14 protein-coding genes and 1 pseudogene are annotated in these 21,778 nt (G+C 74.1%); 9 read left to right on the top strand and 6 right to left on the bottom strand.

What is annotated here, in order from left to right; genetic code table 11:
- Positions 1-62 precede the first annotated feature (62 nt).
- The gene (locus ACFYYB_RS25465; RefSeq protein WP_389437905.1) at positions 63-863 is read left to right on the top strand and encodes an SGNH/GDSL hydrolase family protein; all 801 of its coding nucleotides are present in this window, start codon (positions 63-65) and stop codon (positions 861-863) included.
- Positions 864-966: 103 nt separating this feature from the next.
- On the opposite strand, the gene ACFYYB_RS25460 is transcribed toward ACFYYB_RS25465, so the two are convergent.
- The gene (locus ACFYYB_RS25460; RefSeq protein WP_389437687.1) at positions 967-2,661 is read right to left on the bottom strand and encodes a serine/threonine-protein kinase; all 1,695 of its coding nucleotides are present in this window, start codon (positions 2,659-2,661) and stop codon (positions 967-969) included.
- A gap of 287 nt (positions 2,662-2,948) precedes the next feature.
- Between ACFYYB_RS25460 and ACFYYB_RS25455 the strand changes: the two genes are divergently transcribed.
- Positions 2,949-3,218 carry a hypothetical protein gene (locus ACFYYB_RS25455; RefSeq protein ID WP_030720225.1) on the top strand — a complete coding sequence of 90 codons (270 nt, stop codon included), beginning with the start codon at positions 2,949-2,951 and terminating at the stop codon, positions 3,216-3,218.
- Positions 3,219-3,292: 74 nt separating this feature from the next.
- On the opposite strand, the gene ACFYYB_RS25450 is transcribed toward ACFYYB_RS25455, so the two are convergent.
- Both ACFYYB_RS25450 and ACFYYB_RS25445 read right to left on the bottom strand, forming a co-directional pair.
- Positions 3,293-4,501, bottom strand: a complete 1,209-nt coding sequence (locus tag ACFYYB_RS25450; RefSeq protein WP_389437686.1) for a CaiB/BaiF CoA transferase family protein — start codon at positions 4,499-4,501, stop codon at positions 3,293-3,295.
- A gap of 277 nt (positions 4,502-4,778) precedes the next feature.
- Positions 4,779-5,930, bottom strand: a complete 1,152-nt coding sequence (locus tag ACFYYB_RS25445; RefSeq protein WP_389437903.1) for a type ISP restriction/modification enzyme — start codon at positions 5,928-5,930, stop codon at positions 4,779-4,781.
- Positions 5,931-6,106: 176 nt separating this feature from the next.
- Between ACFYYB_RS25445 and ACFYYB_RS25440 the strand changes: the two genes are divergently transcribed.
- Positions 6,107-6,268, top strand: coding sequence for a hypothetical protein (locus ACFYYB_RS25440; protein WP_266876718.1), 162 nt, complete (start codon positions 6,107-6,109; stop codon positions 6,266-6,268).
- A gap of 86 nt (positions 6,269-6,354) precedes the next feature.
- On the opposite strand, the gene ACFYYB_RS25435 is transcribed toward ACFYYB_RS25440, so the two are convergent.
- Both ACFYYB_RS25435 and hmgA read right to left on the bottom strand, forming a co-directional pair.
- Positions 6,355-7,155 (bottom strand): GntR family transcriptional regulator, encoded by an 801-nt coding sequence (locus ACFYYB_RS25435; protein ID WP_389437683.1) that lies wholly within the window; start codon positions 7,153-7,155, stop codon positions 6,355-6,357.
- Positions 7,156-7,165: 10 nt separating this feature from the next.
- Complete coding sequence (hmgA, locus tag ACFYYB_RS25430) at positions 7,166-8,488, bottom strand: homogentisate 1,2-dioxygenase (RefSeq protein WP_389437679.1); 1,323 nt, start codon at positions 8,486-8,488, stop codon at positions 7,166-7,168.
- 1,454 nt (positions 8,489-9,942) lie between these two features.
- Here hmgA and ACFYYB_RS25425 point away from each other — a divergent pair.
- The 4 genes and pseudogenes from ACFYYB_RS25425 to ACFYYB_RS25410 all read left to right on the top strand — a co-directional run.
- Positions 9,943-11,997 (top strand): annotated as a pseudogene (locus ACFYYB_RS25425) (right-handed parallel beta-helix repeat-containing protein); the annotation flags it as partial.
- Between the two features lie 476 nt (positions 11,998-12,473).
- Positions 12,474-13,313 carry a hypothetical protein gene (locus tag ACFYYB_RS25420; RefSeq protein WP_389437901.1) on the top strand — a complete coding sequence of 280 codons (840 nt, stop codon included), beginning with the start codon at positions 12,474-12,476 and terminating at the stop codon, positions 13,311-13,313.
- A 415-nt stretch (positions 13,314-13,728) separates the two neighbouring features.
- Positions 13,729-15,174 (top strand): hypothetical protein, encoded by a 1,446-nt coding sequence (locus tag ACFYYB_RS25415; RefSeq protein ID WP_389437900.1) that lies wholly within the window; start codon positions 13,729-13,731, stop codon positions 15,172-15,174.
- Positions 15,175-15,223: 49 nt separating this feature from the next.
- Positions 15,224-15,844: a TetR family transcriptional regulator gene (locus tag ACFYYB_RS25410; RefSeq protein WP_389437899.1), complete on the top strand. Its 621-nt coding sequence runs from the start codon at positions 15,224-15,226 to the stop codon at positions 15,842-15,844.
- Between the two features lie 87 nt (positions 15,845-15,931).
- Here the strand turns inward: ACFYYB_RS25410 and ACFYYB_RS25405 are convergent, their stop codons facing one another.
- On the bottom strand, positions 15,932-17,296 hold the full coding sequence (locus ACFYYB_RS25405) for an AMP-binding protein (protein ID WP_389437676.1): 1,365 nt from the start codon (positions 17,294-17,296) through the stop codon (positions 15,932-15,934).
- Between the two features lie 498 nt (positions 17,297-17,794).
- On the opposite strand from ACFYYB_RS25405, the gene ACFYYB_RS25400 reads away from it, so the two are divergent.
- Together ACFYYB_RS25400 and ACFYYB_RS25395 are read left to right on the top strand one after the other, a co-directional pair.
- Entirely contained in the window at positions 17,795-20,146 is a 2,352-nt protein-coding gene (locus ACFYYB_RS25400; RefSeq protein WP_389437672.1) for a molybdopterin oxidoreductase family protein, read from the top strand.
- Between the two features lie 73 nt (positions 20,147-20,219).
- On the top strand, positions 20,220-21,698 hold the full coding sequence (locus tag ACFYYB_RS25395) for a CitMHS family transporter (RefSeq protein ID WP_389437670.1): 1,479 nt from the start codon (positions 20,220-20,222) through the stop codon (positions 21,696-21,698).
- The last annotated feature ends 80 nt before the right edge of the window (positions 21,699-21,778 follow it).

Raw genomic sequence — 21,778 nt, 5'->3', positions numbered from 1 at the left:
GTACCACGGACTCAGGAGTAACTCCGCAGTAACTCCCCCCACGAGGAGCCGCACACATGAGCATGAGAATGCCTCGTTTCGCCGCTTTGGCCTCTGCCCTGTTACTCGCCGCGGGCGCGGCCCTGTTCGGAGCCGGTCAGGCTAACGCCGCCGCCGACTTCGGCTACGTCGCCCTCGGCGACTCCTATTCCTCCGGCGTCGGCGCCGGCAACTACGACAGCGCCAGCGGGAACTGCAAGCGCACCCCCCGCGCCTACCCGGCCCTCTGGGCCGCCGCACACGCCCCCCAGACCTTCTCCTTCGCCGCCTGCTCGGGTGCTCGTACGGGTGATGTGATGAGCGGCCAGCTCACACCGCTGAACGCCGGCACCGACCTCGTCAGCATCACCATCGGCGGCAACGACGCCGGATTCTCCGACGTCATGACCACCTGCGTGCTCCAGTCCGAAGCCACCTGCGTCAGCCGGGTCAACCAGGCCAAGGCGTACGTGGACTCCACCCTCCCCGGCCAGCTCGACACGGTCTACAACGCCATCCACAGCCGTTCCCCGGGCGCCCGCGTGGTCGTCCTCGGCTATCCCCGCTTCTACAAGCTCAACGGCACCTGCGTGGCCGGGCTGTCGGAGGGCGAACGCAAGGCCATCAACGGCGCCTCCGACTACCTCAACGCCGCCATCGCCAAACGCGCCGCCGACCACGGCTTCGCCTTCGCCTCGGTCGCCGGCGCCTTCACCGGGCACGAGATCTGCTCCGGCAGCGAGTGGCTGCACAGCCTCAACTGGCTGAACATCGGCGAGTCCTACCACCCGACCGCCGCCGGACAGTCCGGCGGCTACCTGCCGGTCTTCACCGGCGCGGCCTGATCCGACAGGGGTTGACGGTCGGAGCTTGATGGTCAGAGCTTGACGGTCAGGGCTTGACGGCCAGGGCTTGACGGTCAGGGCTCGACGGTTGGGCCCTGACCCGTCACGGACTGGCCGTGGGCCCCGGGTTCGGTGACGGGGAAGCGGTCGGTCCGGACGTGCCACCGGAAGGACCGGGGGAGGAGGCCCCGCCCGTCGGGGTCTCCTCCTCGCACGTCACCGAGAACTCCAGCCAGGCCGAAGCCGCCTCCGACGGAGTCCGGATCTCCAGGCGCACCGCGTCCTCGAAGGTCGCGTCCGGATAGTGCGTCAGCTCCGTGTGGTCCAGCTTCACGCTCCCGGGCCCGCCCGCCGGATACGTCAGGGTCTGCCAGCCGGGGCCCGAGGTCTGCCCGCTGCGCGTGGCCCACCGGTACTGCACCACCGCCGGGGTGCGGTCCACCGCCACGGTGGCGGTGAAGGCGGGCGCCTTGGCCGCGGGAGCCGGGCACGTGCCGCTGTAGCCGTCCCGGACGGCCTGGACGGCGGACAGGGTGATGCCGGGCGGCGGCGTGGCCGAAGGGGAGGCGGAGGGTGACGGCGAGGGCGAGGGGGACGCGCTCGGCGAGGGGGTCGGCGAAGGCGAAGCGCTCTGCGTGACGGTCGGGCCGGTCGTCGGTCCGTCACCGCCGTCCCCGCCCGTGTCGCGGCCCTTCAGCAGCAGCCATCCCAGCAGGACCACCACCGCGAGCAGCACCACGATCCCGCCGGCCAGCACCATTCCTGCCGCGTTCCGTTCGGGCTCGGGGGGAAGCGTCCGCCCTTGCCCGGTGCCGGTCCCGGACGCAGGCAGCGGCGGAGTGGGGAGACCGTACCCGTGGTGCGCCACGGAGGTCGGGTCTTCGGCGCCCGGCACCGGAGCCGCCGCGGGACCCGACACCGGCCCGCCGGAGGCCCGTACGGTCCCGCCCGCGCCGACGATGCGCAGCATCCGGGCCGCCTCCGCCGCGGACAGCCGCTCCTCGGGATCCTTGACCAGCAGCCCCTCCAGCACGGGCGCCAGCGGTCCGGCCCGCCGCGGCGGCGGGAAGTCCTCGTCCACCACCGCGCGCAGCGTGGCCACCGGGGACTCCCGGTGGAAGGGCGGGACCCCCTCCACGGCCAGGTACAGCGTCACCCCGAGCGCCCACAGGTCCGACGCGGGACCGGGCTCGCGGCCCAACGCCCGCTCGGGCGGCAGGAATTCGGGAGATCCGACGACCTCGCCCGTCATGGTGATGGCGCTGGAGCCCTCCAGGCTCGCGATCCCGAAGTCGCCGAGCACCACCCGGCCGTCGTTGGCGATCAGCACGTTGCCCGGCTTGACGTCCCGGTGCAGCACCCCCGCCTCGTGCGCGGAGCGCAGTGCGGCCAGCACCTGCTCCCCGATGTGCGCGGTCCGCTGCGGGGTGAGCGGCCCGTCGCCCTCCAGGACCTCCGCCAGCGAGAGGCCCCGTACGATCTCCATCACGATCCAGGGCCGGCCGTCCTCGGTGGCCACGTCGTAGACGGTGACCACGCCCCGGTGCGAGACGCGGGCCGCGGCCCAGGCCTCCCGCTCCAGGCGCCGGTACATCCGGGCCACCTCGGCCTCGTCCATCCCGGCGGGTGCGCGCACTTCCTTGATGGCGACCTCGCGCCCCAGGACCTCGTCCAGGGCCCGCCACACCATGCCCATTCCGCCGCGGCCGAGCGGGCCCAGCAGGCGGTACCGTCCGGCGATGACCCTCCCGCCGGCGCCGTCCCCGTCCGCCGCCGACTCAGTCACCGAAAGCCTCATTCACGCGCGCCCCCAAGAGCGTTACCGGACGATCACTCCAAGTTAGCGCAGAGCGTGCGCCGTGGCTCCGGTCGCGACAGGAGTCACGCAGTCGGTGCCGCCGCGGTTCCGTGTCCCCCGAACCCCGCCGAATTTCACGGAGAGTGGCGATCGACTCCGCTGAGTAATCGTCAACTCCCGCTCGCCACACGGGCAATTCACACCACCGGGATACCCGTGCGCGACGTGGGGACGATAGGGTTACCCTGCCCGGTGGGCCGGGTGCCCTCGTACGGGTGGGGAGAGACATGGAACAGATAGCAATGCGCAGCAGGCCGCCTCGCGTGCCTGCCATCACATGCGGGAGCGGTGCGACCAGTTCGCGCCTCGACCGCCACCTCGCCGTGCTCGGCGGTCCCGCCGTCCCGCACCGCGAGACGGCCGAGGCGACGCTGCTCATGCGTGAGCTCACCTCGCGCGACCACACGCACCGGCTGCGGAGCCGGAGCGCGCGCGTCTCGCTCTTCGCACCGCTGCGCAGGCTGCGGCGGACCCTCTTCGGCAGCCGCCGTTCGTAGTCGGCAGCTCTGCGGGGCGTGTCCCGCTCCCGCAGCGCCGCCGCTCCGTTCCCGGCCCGGTCAACCCTGTCCAGTCAGCGAACCACGCCGTCCCGGCGCAACGCCGTGATCTGTTCGCCCGTCATCCCCAGGGCGCGCAGCAGGGCTTCGGTGTGCTCGCCGAGCGCGGGCACCGCACCCATGTGCGGTGCCGCGCCGCCGGGCAGCACGATCGGCGGCAGCAGAGCACGCAAAGGGCCCGCGGGTGAGCCCACCTCCCGCCAGCGGTCCCGGGCCTCCAGCTGCGGGTGCGCGGCGAGCTGAGCCACCGAGTTCAGCCGCGCGCAGGCGATGCCCGCCTCCTCCAGCCGCCCGATCGCCGCGTCCGCGCCGAGCCGGCCCAGCGCTTCGGCCACCACCGCGTCGGTCTTCTCCCGGTTCGCGGTGCGCGCCGCATTCGTCGCGAACCCCGGGTCCTGTGCCAAGTCCGGCCGCTCCAGCACCTGTTCGGCGAGCCGCCGCCACTCCCGGTCGTTCTGCACCGACAGCAGCACCCGGTCCCCGTCCGCCGTCGGGTAGGCGTCGTAGGGGGCGATCACGGCGTGCGCCAGGCCCGTCCGCACCGGTTGCTCCCCGCCGTGCATGGTGTGGTGCAGCGGATGCCCCATCCACTCGGCGAGCGCGTCGAGCATCGACACCTCCACCCTGCCCCCGCGCCCGGTGGTCCCGCGCCGCAGCAGGGCGGCGAGCACGCCGGAGAAGGCGTACATGGCGGCCGCGATGTCCGCCGCCGGGATCCCCGCCTTGACCGGCTGCTCCGGGGTGCCGGTCACCGACACCAGGCCCGCCTCGCACTGGACGAGCATGTCGTAGGCGCGCTTGTGGGCGTACGGGCCTTCGGGGCCGTAGCCGGAGACGTCCACGGCGACCAGCCGGGGGTAGCGGGCGCTCAGCGCGGCCGAGTCGAGCCCGAGCCGGGCGGCGGCCCCCTGGGCGAGGTTCTGCACGAACACGTCGGCCCCTTCGAGGAGCGCGTGCAGGACCTCGCGGCCGCGCGGGTCCTTGAGGTCGAGCGCGAGGGACTCCTTCCCCCGGTTGGCCCACACGAAATGCGAGGCGAGTCCGTGCGCGGCGGTGTCGTAGCCGCGCGCGAAGTCCCCGCCGTCGGGCCGCTCGACCTTGATCACCCGGGCCCCGAGGTCGGCGAGCTGACGGGTGGCGAAGGGCGCGGAGACGGCCTGCTCGACGGAGACGACGGTGACCCCGTCGAGGGGAAGCGGCTCGGTGAACGATTCGGTAGCCATGCCCCCTGACTACTCGATCCCACCCCGGACTGTCACGCGGAACCCCTGCCCGGACACGGGGACCGGCCGTTCCGGCCGGGGTGTGTCCTTTCGGCGGTCCGGCGCTTGAGGCGCGGGGTCTGGGGGGCTCAGGGGGTCCGGGCGCAGCCCGGGACCCCTTCTCAGCCCGTTCGGCGTTCAAGGACCGGGGTCCGGGCAGAGCCCGGGCAACGGTGGCAGGGCAGGGAGGGGGACTCCGCCCCGCGGGGCCACCCGCCACCGGGGCCGCCCCAGCGGCTCAGAGCAGCGCGAACTGCCCGCCCGGCCCCTCCTCCTGGTGGTCCAGGACCGAGGCCGGCCGCCGGGCCCAGCCGGGAGCCGGCAGCACCCCGCCCGCCCGCAGCTCGGCTGCGCCCAGCGCCGGGCCCACTTCGAACGCAGCCCGCTCCGGCTCCAGTTCGGCCAGCAGCGCCAGGGTCGTCACCAGCTCCAGCAGCTCCGAGGTCCAGCCCTGCGGCCACTCCGCCGGGCCCACCGCGTCCAGTCCCTCGGCCTCCGGGTCCCGGTGCGCGAGCCGGGCGGCGAACCAGGACTCCAGGACGCGGCCCCCCTGGACCTCGTACTCCCACGCCCCGGCGGGTACGGGCGACACGGTGCCGCCCTCGCCGCCCCCGCTTCCCCCGACGGTCAGGGTCTCGCTCCCCGGGTCGTACGAGAGCTCGCGCGGCCACGCCGGCAGCGCCGAGCGGACGTACGGCCGGCGCCCGCCGGGCAGCCGGGGCGCCTCGCCGCCGCGGGCCCCGCGCAGCCGGACGGAGAGCACCCGGTGGCCCAGCTCCAGCCCGGCCCGCCAGCGCGCGGCGTCGGCGGTGAGGGGGACCTCGTACCCCCGGGGGCCGGGGCGGCCGGCGGCGAGGATCCAGCAGAGCACGTCCTCGGGGGTGACCCAGGTGCCGTACCGCTCACCGAGCAGGTGCTGCAGCCCGGGGGCGAGATTGGGCTCGGCGCCGCCCGGGCGGCGGTGCAGCGGGCGGATCCGGCCGAGCCGGCCGGCCGGGAGGTACGCGGTGACCAGCAGCTCCGCCGGCTGGGCGGGCTCCAGGACGAACAGCTGGTGCTCGTCCAGCACCCGCCACAGCTCCGGGCGGGCCAGGTCGATGAGCCGCTGGTCGGGCAGCAGCCACTGCTCGTCGAAGGGCTCGCGCAGGATCCGTACGGGGTCGGGGCGCGGCCCGGGAGTGTCCGCGAAGCGGGCCGTGGAACCCGCGCGCTGACCCGGCAGCGCCGCCGCCCCGGCACCCGGGGTCCGCGCCCGGGTCGGGCGGAACAACCGCTCCCGCTCCGGGCCCTCGGCGGCCGCCAAGGCGGCCCACCGGGCCCGCAGGGTCGCCGGATCGGGGGCCGCGACCCAGGCCCGGCCCAGGCGCAGGGAGCCCACGGCCCAAGGCATCAGATCGTCCAGCAGCGGGTCCCGCGGGGATGCGTCAGCGCTCACCCGGCCGATGGTAGCGACGCCACCCGGTGACCGGGCCGCGTCCAGGCCGGAGAGTTAGGCTCCCTATGTAGGGATCTGCCCGGATCCGGACGGAGCCGGGCCGAAGCGGGCGACCGAACCGGGAGGCGGACATGAGCCAGTACGACGAGTACTCGACCCCGTCGCAGGCCGAGGGGGAGCGGCTCGACGAGGACCTGGACGCGAAGCAGAAGAAGCTCCGCCACGCGCAGACGCAGCGGACCACGCCGTCCCAGGCGGAGGGCGAGCGCGGAACGGAGGACGACCAGAAGTAGCGCGTGCGCCGGCTCGGGGCCGCCTGGGGGTGCGCCGCCGGAGGGCCGCCTGAGGGCTGATTGGGAGCCGCCTGGGGTGCGCCGCCTCAGTGCGCGTCGACGGTCACGGTGAAGGAGAACCGGTCCCCGCGGTACCGGATCCGCGCCACGTCGACCACCCGGCCGGAGCCGTCATAGGTGACGCCCGTGTAGTGCAGGATCGGGCTCAGCAACGGTACTTGGAGCAGCTCGGCCGTGAGCGGGTCGGCGAGCCGCGCCTCCACGGTGTCGGTGATCCGGCTGATGTCCACCTTCACGATGTCCCGCAGCACCTTGGTCATCGGCCAACGCACCAGATCCGCCAGGTCGATGGAGTCGGCGAGCTCCGGACGCACCGCGTTCTCCGCCCAGTTGGTCGGCTCGCCGCTCTCGCTGTCGTGACGGAGCCTGCGGTACGTGACCACCTCGGCAGTGTCCGGGAAGTGCTCCAGCAGCTCCCCGGACACCGCCGTCCGCTCGTGCCCGAGGATCGTCGTACGGTCGCCCGACTGCTGCGCCACGATCGCGTCGACCGAGCCGAGCAGCTGGACCGGCGCCCCGCGCAGCGCCGTCGGCTCGATGAAGGTCCCGCGCCGCCGGTGGCGGCTGATGAGGCCCTCGGTCTCCAGTTCCTTGAGCGCCTGCCGCATGGTCAGCACGCTCACCCCGTAGTGCTCGGCGAGCTGCTCCTCGGTGGGCAGGCGCAGCGAGGCGTCCGCGGTGCGCCCGAGTATCGAGGCGCGCAGCGACTGGGAGACCTGGTACCAGAGCGGCAGTTTCCGGTTCAGTACCAGCGAGTCGGGGGCGAAGGCGGTCACGGGTGGATCTCCGTAGGACGGGGTGGGCGCGGCGGCGGCGCCGCGCGGCATGCTCGTGATGTTAGGCGCGGAAGTGGCGCTGGAGTCCCTGCCAGACGTCGTCGTATCCGCTCTGCAGATGGTCCGCGCCGGCCGCCTGGGCGGTGGCGGTGATCGGCCAGCGGGTCTCGAACATGAAGGCCAGGCCGTCGTCGATCTTCTGCGGCTTCAGCTCGGCGGCGCTCGCCCGGTCGAAGGTCTCCCGGTCGGGGCCGTGCGCGGACATCATGTTGTGCAGGGAGCCGCCGCCGGGCACGAAGCCCTCCGCCTTGGCGTCGTAGGCGCCGTCGATGAGCCCCATGTACTCGCTCATCACGTTCCGGTGGAAGTACGGCGGACGGAAGGTGTCCTCGCCGACCAGCCAGCGCGGCGCGAAGACCACGAAGTCCACGCCCGCCAGGCCCGCCGTGTCGGAGGGCGAGGTCAGCACCGTGAAGATGGACGGGTCGGGGTGGTCGTAGCTGATGGAGCCCAGGACGTTGAAGCTGCGCAGGTCGTAGACGTACGGGACGTGCGTGCCGTGCCAGGCGACCACGTCGAGCGGGGAGTGGTCGTAGGTGGCGGTCCAGAGGTTGCCGCAGAACTTGTTCACGACCTCGGTCGGACGCTCGCCGTCCTCGTACGAGGCCACCGGCGCGCGGAAATCGCGGGCGGCGGCGAGGCCGTTGGCGCCGATGGGGCCCAGGTCGGGCAGCTCGAAGGGCCGGCCGTAGTTCTCGCAGACGTACCCGCGGGCGGTCTCGTCCTGGAGTTCCACGCGGAAGCGGACCCCGCGCGGGATCAGCGCCATCTCGCCCGGCCGGGCGCTGAGCAGGCCGAACTCGGTGCGCAGGAGCAGGCCGCCGCGCTCCGGGACGATCAGCAGCTCGCCGTCGGAGTCGCTGAACACCCGGTCGGTCATGGAGGCGTTGGCGGAGTAGAGGTGGATGGCCATGCCGGAGCGCTGGGTGGCGTCGCCGTTGCCGCCGAGGGTCCACAGGCCGGCCAGGAAGTCCGTGCCGGGCGCCGGGTCGGGCAGCGGGTTCCAGCGGAGCCGGTTCGGGTCGGCCGGGGCCTCGGTGAAGGGCGCGGAGCGCAGGGCGCCGTTGTCCGTCCGGGCGAAGGGCGGGTGCGCGGCCGAGGGGCGGATCCGGTAGAGCCAGGAGCGGCGGTTGTGGGCACGCGGCTCGGTGAACGCGCTGCCGCTGAGCTGCTCCGCGTAGAGCCCGAGGGGGGAGCGCTGGGGCGAGTTCCGCCCGATCGGCAGCGCCCCGGGCACGGCCTCCGAGCTGTGCTCGTTGCCGAAGCCGGTGAGGTACTCCAGCCCCTCCGCCGTCTTCCTGGCCTGCTCGCTGCCGCCACTCATTGCACGCTCCCGGTCTGCCGAAGGAATCCTATGCCTGACAGTAGGATTCCTGGGCTCATGCGTCAACGGGGGATTCCGGTCAGTCGACCGGTAGGCGGTGCGGGGAGGGGTTGGGGCCGGGTCGGGGTGGGCCGTGGTGGGGCAGGGTCGGGGTGCGGGTGGGCCGGGGTGGGCGTGGGGCCGAGGCGGGGCCCGGGTGGCGGTCGGGCGGGGCCCGGCGCGGGCGTCGGGTGGGCTCGGGTGGGGCGGGCAAGGCTCTGGCGGACGTCGGGTGGGCCCGGGCGGGTGCCGGGGAGGGTCCGGGCGGGTGCCGGGGAGGGCCCGGGCGGGTGTCGGGTGGGCTCGGGTGGGCGTCGGAGGGGCCTGGGCGGGGGTCGGGTGGGCTCGGGTGGGGCCCGGGCAGGCGTCGGGTAGGCCCGGGCAGAGGTCGGATGGGCTCGGGTGGGCCTCGGATGGGACCGGGCGGGCGCCGGGGAGGGCCCGGGCTGGCGTTGGGTGGCCTGTGTGGGCGTTGTGTAGGGCCTGGGCGGGTGTCTGTCAGGGCCCGAGCAGGCGTCGGATGGGCCCGGGTAGGCGCCCGGAGGGCCCGGGCTGGCGTTGGGCCGCCTGGGTGGGTGTTGCGCAGGGCCCGGGTGGGTGTCTGTCAGGGCCCGAGCAGGCGTCGGCTGGAACCGGGCGGGCCCGAGAGTGGGTCGGATGGGTCCGGGTGGGGGTCGGGCGGGCGTCGAGTGGGCTCGGGTGGGGCCCGCGCAGGCGCCGGATGGGCGTTGGGGGGCCCGCTCGGGGGTCGGATGGGCTCATTCAGGCGTCGGATGCGCCCGGGTGGGCGCCGGGGAGGGTCTGGGCAGGTGTTAGGCGGCCCGGGCGGGCGTTGCGCAGGGCCCGGGCGGGTGTCGGGTGGGCGTCGGATGGGCCCGGGTGGGGGCCGGGCGGGCGTCGGATGGGCGTCGGGTGGGCCCGGGCGGGCGCCGGGGAGGGTCAGGGCAGGCGTTGTGGGGCCTGGGCGGGCGTTGCGCAGGGCCCGGGCGGGCGTTGCGCGGGCTCGGGTGGGCGTCGGATGGGCCCGGGTGGGGGGCGGGCGGGCGTCGGATGGGCGTCGGATGGGCGTCGGGTGGGCCCGGGCGGGCGCCGGGGAGGGCCCGGGCAGGGCACGGGCAGGGCACGGGCAGGCGTTGGGCGGCCCGGGCGGGCGTTGCGCGGGGCTCAGGCGGGCGTCGGGTGGGGTCCGGATGGGCTTGGGCGGGCGTCGGGCGGGCCCGGGGAGGCGTCGGTGCGGCGTGTGGGGCGGGCCCGGGGAGGCGTTGGCTCGGCAGGCGGAGCGGTGGTCGTGGTCATGGCCGGGGCGGCGGTCGGAGTGGGGTCCGGGGCGGGCCCGGGTCACGACTTGGCCCGCCAGGGGCCCATTCCTGCGCGAGGGGATCCCAAAAGGTGAACATTCCTCTACTCTCACGCGCATGTCGTGGACCCGCAGGTTTCCTGCCGTGCCGGCGGCGCTCCTCGCCGCCCTCCTAGCGCTTCTGTCACTCCTCGTCGCCGCGCCCGCCGCGACCGCGCACGAGGAGCGCCCCGTCGAGCTCCCCGACGGCACCGGCTCCGTACCCGCCTACCGCACGGGCGAGCCCGACCTGATCGTCTGCAAGACCGACCGGCCCGCCTTCGAGCGCCGGATATCCGCCTTCCCCGACGCCCTCAGGCAGCGCAACCTCGCCCTCTACGAGCGCTGCGAGAAGAACGGCTTCCGCGACCTCCAGGCGGCGGTCGACGCCGTGGACCACCCGGGAATGAACATCGCGATCCTCCCCGGCCTCTACGAGGAGGAGCCCTCGCTCCCCAAGCCCACCGGGGAGTGCGCCTCGCTCAAGGCCCCCAACTCCTCGCTCGGCTACCAGATCCTGACCTACGAGCAGCAGGTGGCCTGCCGCCACAACCAGAACCTCGTCGCCATCCTCGGCAAGACCGACCTCCAGATCGAAGGCACCGGGGCCTCCCGCCAGGACGTGGTCATCGACGCCAAGTACCAGAAGCTGAACGGGATCCGCGCGGACAAGTCCAACGGCATCTACTTCCGCAACTTCACCGCCCAGCGCACCACCTTCAACTCGCTCTACGTCCTCGCGGGCGACGGCTTCGTCATCGACGACGTGCTGACCCGCTGGAACGACGAGTACGGCTTCCTGACCTTCGCCAGCGACCACGGCCTGTACAAGAACTGCGAGTCCTACGGCAACGGCGACTCCGGCATCTACCCCGGCAGCGCCTCGAACATCAACGACGGCCGCGGCTACGACGTCCCCCGCTACTCCATCGAGATCACCGGCTGCCGCAGCCACCACAACATGGTCGGCTACTCCGGTACCGCGGGCGACTCCGTGTACGTGCACGACAACGAGTTCGACCAGAACATGGGCGGCGCCTCGATGGACAGCGCCTTCCCCGGCCACCCCGGACTCCCGCAGAACCACGCCCGCTTCGAACGCAACCTGATCCACGACAACAACGCCGACTACTACCACTACGTCGCGGACGGCACCTGCGCCAAACCGCCCGTCGAGCGCGGATACGAGCAGGGCGTCGTCTGCCCGCAGATCTCCATGCCCCCGGGCACCGGCATCATCACCGCCGGCGGCAACTGGAACCTGTACGAGAACAACTGGGTGTACGGGCACCAGCGCGCGGGCTTCTTCCTCTCGGCCGTGCCCGCCTTCATCCGCGGCGAGGAGGAGCTGTCCAAGCAGGCCGACACCTCCCACCACAACCGTTACGCCGGCAACATCCTGGGCAAGGACAAGTCCGGCGCCTCCCGCCCCAACGGCATGGACGTGTGGTGGGACGGCCAGGGCCGGGGCAACTGCTGGCAGCAGGGCCCGGACGGCTCCACCCCGGGCACGCTCCCGCAGTGCGGCGACCGCCGCGGCGCGGTCTCCGGCGCCTCGGCCCGGCTGGCCGGTGAACCGGTGAAGCTGGCCCAGCTCCTGGTCTGCGCCGACTACAGCGTGCAGGCGCGCAAACTCCCGGCCGGCTGCGACTGGTACGGCTCCCGGGGCCTCCAGCGGGTGGAGACCCAGCTCGCCCTCGCCGTCGCGGCGGTCCTCCTCCTGGTCGGCGGCCTGCTGTGGTGGCGCCGCCTGCGAGGTTCCCGCCCGGCCGGGGTGGCGGCCCTGCTCGGCCTCGCGGGCCTGGCCCTGGACGTGGCCGGCTCCACGATGGCCTTGGTCGGCACCTTCGTCCCGGCGCTGGCCCTGCTCTGCCTCGGCCTGTGGTGGACCGGCACCGGACTCGCCCTGCGCCCCACCCGGCCCTGGCTGGCCCGCCTGACCCTGCTGCTTGGTGGGCTCACCCTCCTCGACGCCTTCGACAAGGCCGTCCTGATGGTCCCCTGGATCCCGCTCAGCCCCGCCTGGATCCGGTCCCTCGTCGCGGTGGTCTGGGTCCTCTGGGCCGTCATCGCCGCCGCCCGCCCGGGCGGCACGCCGGCCCGCCCGGCAGGCCCGGGCGGAGACCCGGCGGGCGACCGGGTCCCCGTCCCGGCAGGCCCGGCCCCGACCCGCAACACGGAGGCCGCAGCGGGAGCCGAGGCTGGCACCAGCCCCACCACCACCAGCCCCGGCACCAGCTCCGGCCCCGGCACCACCACCGGCTCCGGCCCCGGCACCACCACCGGCTCCGGCGCCGGCACCACCACCGGCTCCGGCGCGGGCACGAGCCCCGGCCCCGGCACCACCACCAGCCCCGGCACCAGCCCCGGCCCCGGCACCAGCCCCGGCACCGGCACCAGCCCCGGCACCGGCACCAGCCCCGGCACCGGCACCAGCCCCGGCACCGGCACCAGCCCCGGCACCGGCACCGGCACCAGCCCCGGTACCGGCGCCGGTGCGGAGCGGGGCGCCGACATGGGAGACCGGCCGTGACGGGGCACCCGGGCGGCGACCGCCCCGAACGCCGGACCTGGTGCGACCTCTGCGGCACGCCCCCGCGCAGGTCCCCCTTGTCCCGCCGGACGGGCCGCGCGGCGGCGCTGCTCGCCCTGGCCCTGCTCCTGGCCGGCGGCGCGGCTACGGGCTGCGGGGGGCGGGCCACCACCCACCACAAGCCCGGCACCACCCACGAGCAGGCCTCCGGGAAGGCGGGCACCCTGCTCACCACAGACGACGGCGCGGGCCACCGGCTCCGCGAGGTCCCGGCCGAGGGCGCGCCGGAAGTCCGCCTCACCGCCCGGCCGGACTCCGAGGACGGATGGAACCTCCAACTGGCGGTGACGAACTTCCACTTCACCCCCGACAGCACCGGCGGCGCCGCCCTCCCGGGTGCCGGCCACGCGCACCTGGAGCTGGACGGCCGCAAACTGGCGCGCCTGTACGGCCCGTGGTTCCACCTGCCCGCCGCGCAGGTGCCGGAGGGCACACACAACCTGACCGTCCGCCTCTACGCGGACGACCACACGGCCTGGGCGGTGGCGGGCAAGCCGGTCGAAGCGACTCTCCAACTCGCCGCCGCATCCGGCCAGTCCACCCACACCCACACCCCGGCCGCACCGCCCTCCGCGACCCCGGAGGCGGAGCGGGCCGACCGCACGGTGACGATCACCGTGCGGGACGGCAAGGTCGCCCCGGCCCCGGGGCGGGTGGAGGTGACCCGCGGCGAACGCGTGGCCCTACGGGTCACCAGCGACCGCGCGGACACCCTCCACGTCCACGGCTTCGACAAGGAACTCGCCCTGCCGGCAGGCCAGGAGGCCACCCTGATCCTGCTGGCCGACCGTACGGGCCTCTTCGAGGTCGAAACCCACGAGTCCAACCTCGTCCTGACCCAGCTCCTCGTCCGATGACCCCACCACATCCCCTCCCCAACCCGCCCCGAACCCGGCCCGAGCCCGCACCCCCGACCGGGACGCCGGCCCCGCCCGGCTCCGCAGCTCCGCCGGGGCCCCCGGCTTCGGCCCGGCCCCCGCTTCCAGCGGGAACTCCGACTCCGCCCGGGACTCCGGCTTCGGCCCGTACCCCGATTCCGGCTGGGGCTCCGGCGTCGGCCCGAACCCCGATTCCGGCCGGGACTCCGGCTCCACCCGGGGCTCCGGCGTCGGCCCGAACCCCGATTCCGGCTGGGGCTCCGGCCCCGGCCCGGACCCCCGCCCCGGCCCGGACCCCGGCCCCGAGGCTTGTCCCGGTGGTCCGGTGGTGACCGTGCGCGGGCCGCAGGGCGGCCTCCCGTGCGCGGTGCCCGGTGGCGGCTCCGGCCAGGGCGTGGTCCTTCACCCGGCCGACCCGCTCACCGTGCTCGCGCACGGCATCGGATCGCAGCACGATCTGCCGATCTCGCCGTTCTACGCCTTCGCCGGCGCCTTCACCGCGCTCTTCCTCTCCTTCCTCGCGCTGGGTCTCCTCTGGTCCGCCTCCCGCTTCCGCGGTGACCGTTCGGGCCTGGCCCTGCCCGCCGGGCTCCAGCGGGTGGCCGACGCGCCGGCCACCCGCAATGCCCTGCGCGGGCTCGGCCTCGGGGCCGCGCTCGCCGTCCTCCTGTACCTCCTCCTCGGCCCCGACGACCCCGCCCGCAACCCCGCACCCGGCGCCGTCTACGTCCTGCTCTGGGTCGGACTGGTCCCCGCCTCCCTCCTGTTCGGTCCCGTCTGGCGCCTCCTCAACCCGCTCCGCACCCTGCACCGGCTGCTCGCCCGGCTGTCGGGGAGGCTCCGGACGGCCCGGACGGCAACCGTGGTCGCCACCGCCACCGCCACCGCCACCGACGCCGCGGTAGCGGCCGCGCCCTCCTCCCGGAGCCCGCGCCCCCCGGCACCGCACCTCGCAGCGGTGCCGGATCCCTCCAGCCCGGAGTCCCGACCGCACCGGCCGCTCCCCGCCCGGCTCGGGCAATGGCCGGCCGCCGCCGGCCTCTTCGCCTTCACCTGGCTCGAACTCGTCTCTCCCGATCCCGCTTCGACCGCCACCCTCCTCGTCGCCCTGACCGGCTACGCCGCCCTCCAGCTCCTGTTCGCCGCCCGCTACGGCGAAGGCTGGTTCGCCGAAGGAGACGCCTTCGAGGCGTACTCCGCCCTCCTCGCCCGGCTCTCCCCCCTCGGCCGTCGCAGCGACGGCCGCCTGGTCCTCCGTAACCCCTTCCACGGACTCGACGCGACGCCCGAGCGGCCCGGACTCGTCGCCACCGTCTGCGTCCTGCTCGGATCCACCGCCTACGACGGCTTCTCCGACAACCCCTCGTGGATCAACGCGATCCAGACCTCCCCCCTCGGCCGCACCGCGGCGGCCACCCTCGGACTGCTCGGAGCCATCGCACTCGTCGCCGTCCTCTACTGCCTCTGCGCGGCGGTCACCCGCCTCGTCTGCGGCCCGCACCCCGGCCCGCTGACCGCCTTCGCGCACTCACTCGTACCGATCGCCCTCGGCTATCTCGTCGCCCACTACTTCTCCCTCCTCGTCACCGAAGGACCACGCACAGTAATCATGGCAGTGGGCACTGACAACGCCCCCGAACCCATGTCCCCCTTGGGTCCCGGGACTCTCGCCGCCCTCCAGGTGATCGCGGTCGTGACCGGCCACGTACTCGGAGTGATCGCCGCGCACGACCGCTCCGTACGCCTCTTCCCGCCCGCGAAAGCCGTCGCCGGGCAACTGCCGCTGCTCGCGCTGATGATCACGTACACGGTGGGCGGCCTCAGCCTCCTGCTGAACTGACACGGCCGAACCGGTACCGCCGCCGACCCGTGAACCCAGGAGCGGCATGATGGACCCCGTGCCCCCAGCCCACCCCCTGCGCCGGACGCCGATCCAGCAGCGCAGCGCCGACCGCCTCGCCCGGATCCTCGACGCCTGTGCGGAACTCCTCGACGAGACCGGCTACGAGAACCTCAGCACCCGGGCCGTGGCCCTGCGGGCCGGCGTGCCGATCGGCTCGGTCTACCGGTTCTTCGGCAACAAGCGGGCCATGGCGATCGCCCTGGCCCACCGCAATCTCGACCGGTACGCCGACGGCATCGAGCAGCGGCTCGCGGACCTCCCGGACACGGACTGGCGCCCGGTCGTCGACGCGGTGCTGGACGAGTACCTGGTCATGAAGCGGAGCGTGCCCGGCTTCGCCCTCGTCGACTTCGGGGTGCCCGCGCCACCGTCCGAGGGGCCCGCTTCCGACCCCAACCACCTGGTCGCCGTACGCCTCACCGAGCTGCTCGGCGCCCATCTCGCCCTCACCCCGGACGCCACTCTGGAGCGGGCCGTCCTGGTCGCGGTCGAGGCCACCGACGCCCTGATCCAGCTCGCCTTCCGCAACGACCCGGCAGGCGACCCCGGCATCGTCGCCGAAACCCGCGCGATGATGCACGCCTACCTCGCACGCGTCCTGGACTGACCGGGATCAACGGGCGGAGGGGGCGGAGCGGGCGCGTCCGGCCATCGCGGCGGCCTCCCACGCCCGGGAGGAGGCCGCCGTTTCATCTCATCGTGCGGCGCTCCCGACGCGACCGGTCACCACCAGGTTGCCGTCCGCCGTGCGCCGGGCGAGGACGCCGGTGCGCAGGTAGCCGTCGGCGGTGAAGGCGCGCGCGTTGAGGCCGGGCGAGCGGTAGTAGCCGCGCGCGGTGTAGGGGCCGCGGGCCAGGAGTTCGCCCGGTTCCCCGTCGGGGACCTGCTCGCCGTCGGCGTCGACGACGCGGATCTGATCGTCGGGGGAGAGCGGGCGGCCCTGCGTGGTGAGCACGGTCTCGTCCGGATCGCCGGGCCGGGTGAGGGTGAGGAGCCCCTCGTCCGTACCGAAGGCCTGCTGGAGGCGACAGCCCCACTCGGATCCCACCCGTTCGGCGGTCGCGCGGTCCAGGGCCGGGGCGCTGCCGCCGATCTGTACGAGGCGCAGGCTGCTCACGTCCGCCTGGACCTCGGGACGTGCGTCGAGCCAGAGCAGGGCGGTGTCCGCGGTCAGCGCGGCGACGGTGACCCGCTCGCGTTCGACGGCCGCCAGGTGTGCGGCGGGCTCCGGGTCCTCGACCAGGACGACGGTGCCACCGACGGTCAGCGTGCCGATGATGCCGGGGCCGCCGAAGGCGAGGTTGAGGTCGCCGGGCAGCGCGGCGAGGTACACGTCCTCCTGGGTGAGTGAAACCAGTTCGGCCGCGGCCCGCGCCTGGTAGGCGTAGTCGTTGTGGGTGCGCGGCACCAGCTGGGGCGCCTCGCCGGCGCCACCCGCGAGCAGGAAGAACGCCACCTGCCCGGCGCTCAACGCGAGCGCCGGCTCGGGCGGCGAGTCGAGGGAGTGCAGCGGGAAGTAGTGGCAGCCCGAGGTGTCGGTCGTGAAACCGCCGTACGGGTCCGAGGTGCCCGGTGCCTCGAAGGTGAACACCCTGCGCAGGAAGGGGCCTTGGGCCGCGATGTCGGCGGCCATCGCCGTGTGGTCGAAGCCCCGGTACGTCGCGGGGCCGATGTAGCCGGTGGCCTCGGAGACCTGGACGACGTGGGACACCTCGGGCGCGCGGTGCGAGATCGGGCAGAGCACGGGGACCGCGCCGGCGCGCATCAGGGCGAACACGGTGACGACGAGCTCGGGGATGTCGGGCAGCTGCACGATGACCCGTTGCCCGGGCCGCAGGCCGCGCAGCCGGAACCCGGCGGCCATCCGGCCCACCCGGCGGTTCAGGGCCGCGTACGTCAGGCGGGTGTCGCCGTGGGCGAGCGCGGTCCGCGGCCCGAACTGCACGGCCCAGCCGCGCAGCAGGTTGTCCAGAGTGGTGCCCCGCCAGTGGCCGGACGCCCAGTAGTAGTCGACGAATTCCTCGGGCCAGGGCGTACAGCCGTCGAGCATGGATGTCATTCGGCGATCCAATCCGTCCCCACCCCCAGGGGCAATGCGCTTTCCCGACCAAGGGCGCTGAATTGCGTCAGCAGAAGGACCAATGCGGGCTGCTGACCTGGGAGAACGGTCTACGTGTGCGGTGGCGGGCGGGAATGCGGGGGCCTGCGCCGCGGGTATGGGCGGCCCGGTCGGCTGCTTGCTGAGGTGCCCAAGCGGAGGCGTTTTCCCGCCCGTCGGCTCGCGCCGTTCTCCGGGCGGAATGGGCGTGGTTCCGGGTGGCTCCGGGCCGAATCGGCGTTGCTCCAGGCGGAGGCGGCCCGGCTCGCGGCTTCGTCCTGCCCCGGCCGCCCCGGCGGTACCCGCCGACACCCCGGCGGAACCCGGCCGCCCCCCCGCCCCCGGATTCCGTAGGGCGTGGACCCTCCCCACCGTGCCTACCGGTCGGTATGCTCGGTGCCGCTCGTGCGGGCCCGGTGCCCGTGCCCCGCGCCGCAGCCCGCTGCCCCTGGAGGGCCCATGCCCCGCACCGCCCTGCGCATCTGCCCCCTCTGTGAAGCCACTTGCGGCCTCACGCTCACCATCGAAGGCACCACCGTCACCGGGGCCAGAGGGGACCGCGACGACGTGTTCAGCCGCGGCTTCATCTGCCCCAAGGGCGCCGCCTTCGGTGGCCTCGACGCCGACCCCGACCGGCTGCGGACCCCCCTCGTACGGCGCGACGGCCGGCTCCGCGAAGCCACCTGGGAGGAGGCCTTCCAGGCCATCGCCGACGCGGTCCCCGCGCTCGTGCGGACGTACGGGCCCCAGTCCGTCGGCGTCGTCCTCGGCAACCCGAACGTCCACACCATGGCGGGCCAGCTCTACCCTCCGCTGCTGCTCAAGGCCCTCGGCACCCGCAACCTCTTCACCGCCAGCACCCTCGACCAGATGCCCAAGCACGTCTCCAGCGGGCTGCTCTTCGGGGATCCCTTCGCCATCCCCGTCCCGGACCTGGACCGCACCGACTTCCTCTTGCTGCTCGGGGCGAACCCGGTCGAGTCCAACGGCTCCCTGTGCACCGCACCCGACTTCCCCGGGCGACTCAAGGCGCTGCGCGCACGGGGCGGCACCCTCGTCGTCGTCGACCCGCGCCGCACCCGCACCGCCAAACTCGCCGACCGCCACCTCGCACCGCGCCCCGGCAGCGACGCGCTGCTGCTCGCGGCCCTGGCCCACACCCTGCTCGCCGAGGAGCTGGCCGATCCGGGCGTGCTCGCGGAACACACGCAGGGAATCGGGGAACTCGGCGAGGCGCTCGTCGGTTTCACTCCTGAGGCCGTCGCCCCCGCCTGCGACCTCACGGCCGAAGAGATCCGCGACCTCGCCCGCGATCTCGCGGCCGCGCCGACCGCCGCCGTCTACGGGCGGATCGGCAGCTGCACCGTGGAGTACGGCACGCTCGCCAGCTGGCTGGTCGACGTGCTGAATGTCCTGACCGGCAATCTCGACCGGCCGGGCGGAGCCCTGTTCCCGCTGTCCGCGACCGACCGCGCACCCCGGCCGGCCGGACCCGGCAAGGGCTTCGGCCTCGGCCGCTGGCACAGCCGGGTCAGCGGTCACCCCGAGGCCAAGGCCGAATTCCCCCTGTCCGCGCTGGCGGAGGAGATCGACACCCCGGGGGAGGGGCGGATCCGGGCCCTCGTCTCCATCGCGGCGAACCCCGTACTCTCCGCCCCCGACGGCCGGCGCCTCGACGCGGCCCTGGCCGGGCTCGACTTCATGGTTAGCGTCGACCCGTACCTCAACGAGACCTCACGCCACGCCCACGTGGTCCTGCCCCCGCCGCCGCCCTCGCAGAGCGCCCACTTCGACTTCTCCTTCAACACCTTCGCCATCCGCAACCAGGTCCGCTATTCGCCGCCCGCCGTCCCGCTCGAAGACGGGCGCATGGACGAGTGCGAGATCCAGGCCCGTCTCGTGCTCGCCGTCTCCGGCATGCACGGAACCGACCCGGTCGCCGTGGACGACCTGGCCATCGGGGCCACCCTCGCCAGGGAGTGCGCCGACCCGGTCTCGCCGCTGCGCGGCCAGGATCCGGCGCGCCTCGCCGGACTGCTCTCGGGCGGCAGCGGCCCCGAGCGCCGCCTCGACCTGATGCTCCGACTGGGACCCTACGGAGACCGGTTCGCCGCGCCCGCGGACCTGCCCGGGAGCGCCGCCACGGGAACCGGCGCAGGCGCGCCCGACGGCGCGGCGGGCCCGGGCCCCGCCCCGCACCCTGCCGCCCCCACGCCCCCCACGCCCCCCACAACCCCCGGCGCTCCGGGCGGACTCGGGCTGGAGCGGCTGCGCGCGCACCCGCACGGAATCGACCTGGGCCCGCTGCGGCCCAGGCTCCCCGGCCTGCTCAGGACGCGCAGCGGCAGGATCGAGCTGCTGCCGGACCCGATCGCGGCCGAGCTCCCCAGGCTGCGCGGGACGCTGGCCGAGCGCCCCGCCGCCCTGGTGCTCGTGGGCCGCCGCCACCTGCGGTCCAACAACAGCTGGATGCACAACGTCCCGGCCCTCGCCGGAGGTTCCAACCGCTGCACCCTCCAGGTCCACCCGGACGACGCCGCCCGGCTCGGCCTCACCGACGGACGCCCGGCCCGGATCACCGCCGACGGAGGCAGCCTGGAGGTTCCGGTGGAGGTCACCGACACCCTCCGTACCGGAGTCGTGAGCCTCCCGCACGGCTGGGGCCACGACCGCCCCGGCACCCGCCTGTCCGTGGCCGCGGCCGCGCCCGGAGTCAACGTCAACCAGCTCCTCGACGGCAGCCGACTCGACCCGCTCTCCGGCACGGCCGTGCTCAACGGCTTCCCCGTCGAACTGACACCCATCCCCTGAGCTGGGGTTTTGCTCGTATTGCTCACGCGTGGACATCTTGTTGGCCCCAGGAGGAGGCACCTAGGTTCCCCCCATGCTGACCTTCCTCGGCTTCGCCATGATCGCCACCTTCCTGGTCCTGATCATGCTGAAGAAAATGTCGCCCATCGCGGCGCTCGTCCTCATCCCCGCGCTGTTCTGCGTGTTCGCCGGCCAGGGCGCGCAGCTCGGCGGCTACGTCATCGACGGGGTCGGCAAGCTCGCGCCGACCGCCGCCATGCTGATGTTCGCCATCGTCTACTTCGGCGTGATGATCGACGTCGGCCTCTTCGACCCGATCGTCCGCGGCATCCTGCGCTTCTGCAGGGCCGACCCGATGCGCGTCGTCGTCGGCACCGCCGTCCTCGCCGCCGTCGTCTCGCTCGACGGCGACGGCTCGACCACCTTCATGATCACCGTCTCGGCGATGTACCCGCTCTACAAGCGCCTCGGGATGAGCCTGGTGGTCATGACCGGCGTCGCGGCCACCGCCAACGGCGTCATGAACACCCTGCCCTGGGGCGGCCCGACCGCCCGCGCCGCGACCGCGCTCAAGCTCGACGCCGGCGACATCTTCGTACCGATGATCCCCGCGCTCGCGGTGGGCCTGCTCTTCGTCTTCGGCCTGGCCTACGTCCTCGGCCTCAAGGAACGCCGCCGCCTCGGCCTGCTGACCCTTCCCGGCGACACCGAGCGGTCGGCCGAGCCGGCCGGGGAACTCCTGGTCGTGGCAGGCGCGGGCTCGGCCGCCGCCGGGAGCGCGGGTACCGGCTCCACCGGCTCCGCTCCGTCCGGCTCCGCAGGGGGCACCGGCTCCGCCGGAGACGCCGGCCACGCCGGGGAATCCGCCCGCGCCGCAGCCCCCGCAGCGGACCCCGCCGCGGACGACGGCTTCCAGGGCCTCGACCCGCACCGCCCGACCCTGCGTCCCCGCCTCTACTGGTTCAACGCGGGCCTCACCGTCGCCCTGCTCACCGCCATGATCATGGAACTGCTCCCGATCCCGGTGCTCTTCCTCCTCGGCGCCGCCCTCGCCCTCACCGTCAACTTCCCCCACATGCCCGACCAGAAGGCCCGGATCGCCGCCCACGCGGACAACGTCCTGAACGTCGCCGGGATGGTCTTCGCCGCCGCCGTCTTCACCGGAGTCCTCACCGGCACCGGCATGGTCAAGCACATGGCCGACTGGCTCGTCGGCGCCATCCCCGAGGGCATGGGCCCGCACATGGCCCTGGTCACCGGCCTGCTCAGCCTCCCCCTCACCTACTTCATGTCCAACGACGGCTTCTACTTCGGCGTCCTGCCGGTCCTCGCCGAGGCCGGCGCCGCCCACGGGGTCTCCCCCCTCGAAATCGCCCGCGCCTCCCTGGTCGGGCAGGCCCTGCACATGTCGAGCCCGCTCGTTCCGGCCGTCTACGTCCTCGTGGGCATGGCCAAGGTCGAGTTCGGCGACCACACCCGGTTCACCGTGAAGTGGGCGGCCCTGACGTCCCTGGTGGTCCTGGGGGCAGGAATGCTTTTCGGCATCATCTGACCCCCGACGCCCCTGGCGCACACAAAACTACCGACGCTAGTTTGTAGGGTGTTGGCGACGTCAGGTTCGTGCGTGCTCGG

The organism is Streptomyces sp. NPDC002886 (assembly GCF_042888445.1).
Lineage (GTDB): Bacteria > Actinomycetota > Actinomycetes > Streptomycetales > Streptomycetaceae > Streptomyces.
This window is presented reverse-complemented; position numbering and strand designations above follow the sequence as displayed.

What these genes read in the sequence shown, in the direction of transcription:
- ACFYYB_RS25465 (WP_389437905.1), top strand. Translation starts at nt 63, where the DNA reads ATGAGAATGCCTCGTTTCGCCGCTTTGGCCTCTGCCCTGTTACTCGCC.
- ACFYYB_RS25460 (WP_389437687.1), bottom strand. Translation starts at nt 2,661, where the DNA reads ATGAGGCTTTCGGTGACTGAGTCGGCGGCGGACGGGGACGGCGCCGGC.
- ACFYYB_RS25455 (WP_030720225.1), top strand. Translation starts at nt 2,949, where the DNA reads ATGGAACAGATAGCAATGCGCAGCAGGCCGCCTCGCGTGCCTGCCATC.
- ACFYYB_RS25450 (WP_389437686.1), bottom strand. Translation starts at nt 4,501, where the DNA reads ATGGCTACCGAATCGTTCACCGAGCCGCTTCCCCTCGACGGGGTCACC.
- ACFYYB_RS25445 (WP_389437903.1), bottom strand. Translation starts at nt 5,930, where the DNA reads ATGCCTTGGGCCGTGGGCTCCCTGCGCCTGGGCCGGGCCTGGGTCGCG.
- ACFYYB_RS25440 (WP_266876718.1), top strand. Translation starts at nt 6,107, where the DNA reads ATGAGCCAGTACGACGAGTACTCGACCCCGTCGCAGGCCGAGGGGGAG.
- ACFYYB_RS25435 (WP_389437683.1), bottom strand. Translation starts at nt 7,155, where the DNA reads ATGCCGCGCGGCGCCGCCGCCGCGCCCACCCCGTCCTACGGAGATCCA.
- hmgA (WP_389437679.1), bottom strand. Translation starts at nt 8,488, where the DNA reads ATGAGTGGCGGCAGCGAGCAGGCCAGGAAGACGGCGGAGGGGCTGGAG.
- ACFYYB_RS25410 (WP_389437899.1), top strand. Translation starts at nt 15,224, where the DNA reads ATGGACCCCGTGCCCCCAGCCCACCCCCTGCGCCGGACGCCGATCCAG.
- ACFYYB_RS25405 (WP_389437676.1), bottom strand. Translation starts at nt 17,296, where the DNA reads ATGACATCCATGCTCGACGGCTGTACGCCCTGGCCCGAGGAATTCGTC.
- ACFYYB_RS25400 (WP_389437672.1), top strand. Translation starts at nt 17,795, where the DNA reads ATGCCCCGCACCGCCCTGCGCATCTGCCCCCTCTGTGAAGCCACTTGC.
- ACFYYB_RS25395 (WP_389437670.1), top strand. Translation starts at nt 20,220, where the DNA reads ATGCTGACCTTCCTCGGCTTCGCCATGATCGCCACCTTCCTGGTCCTG.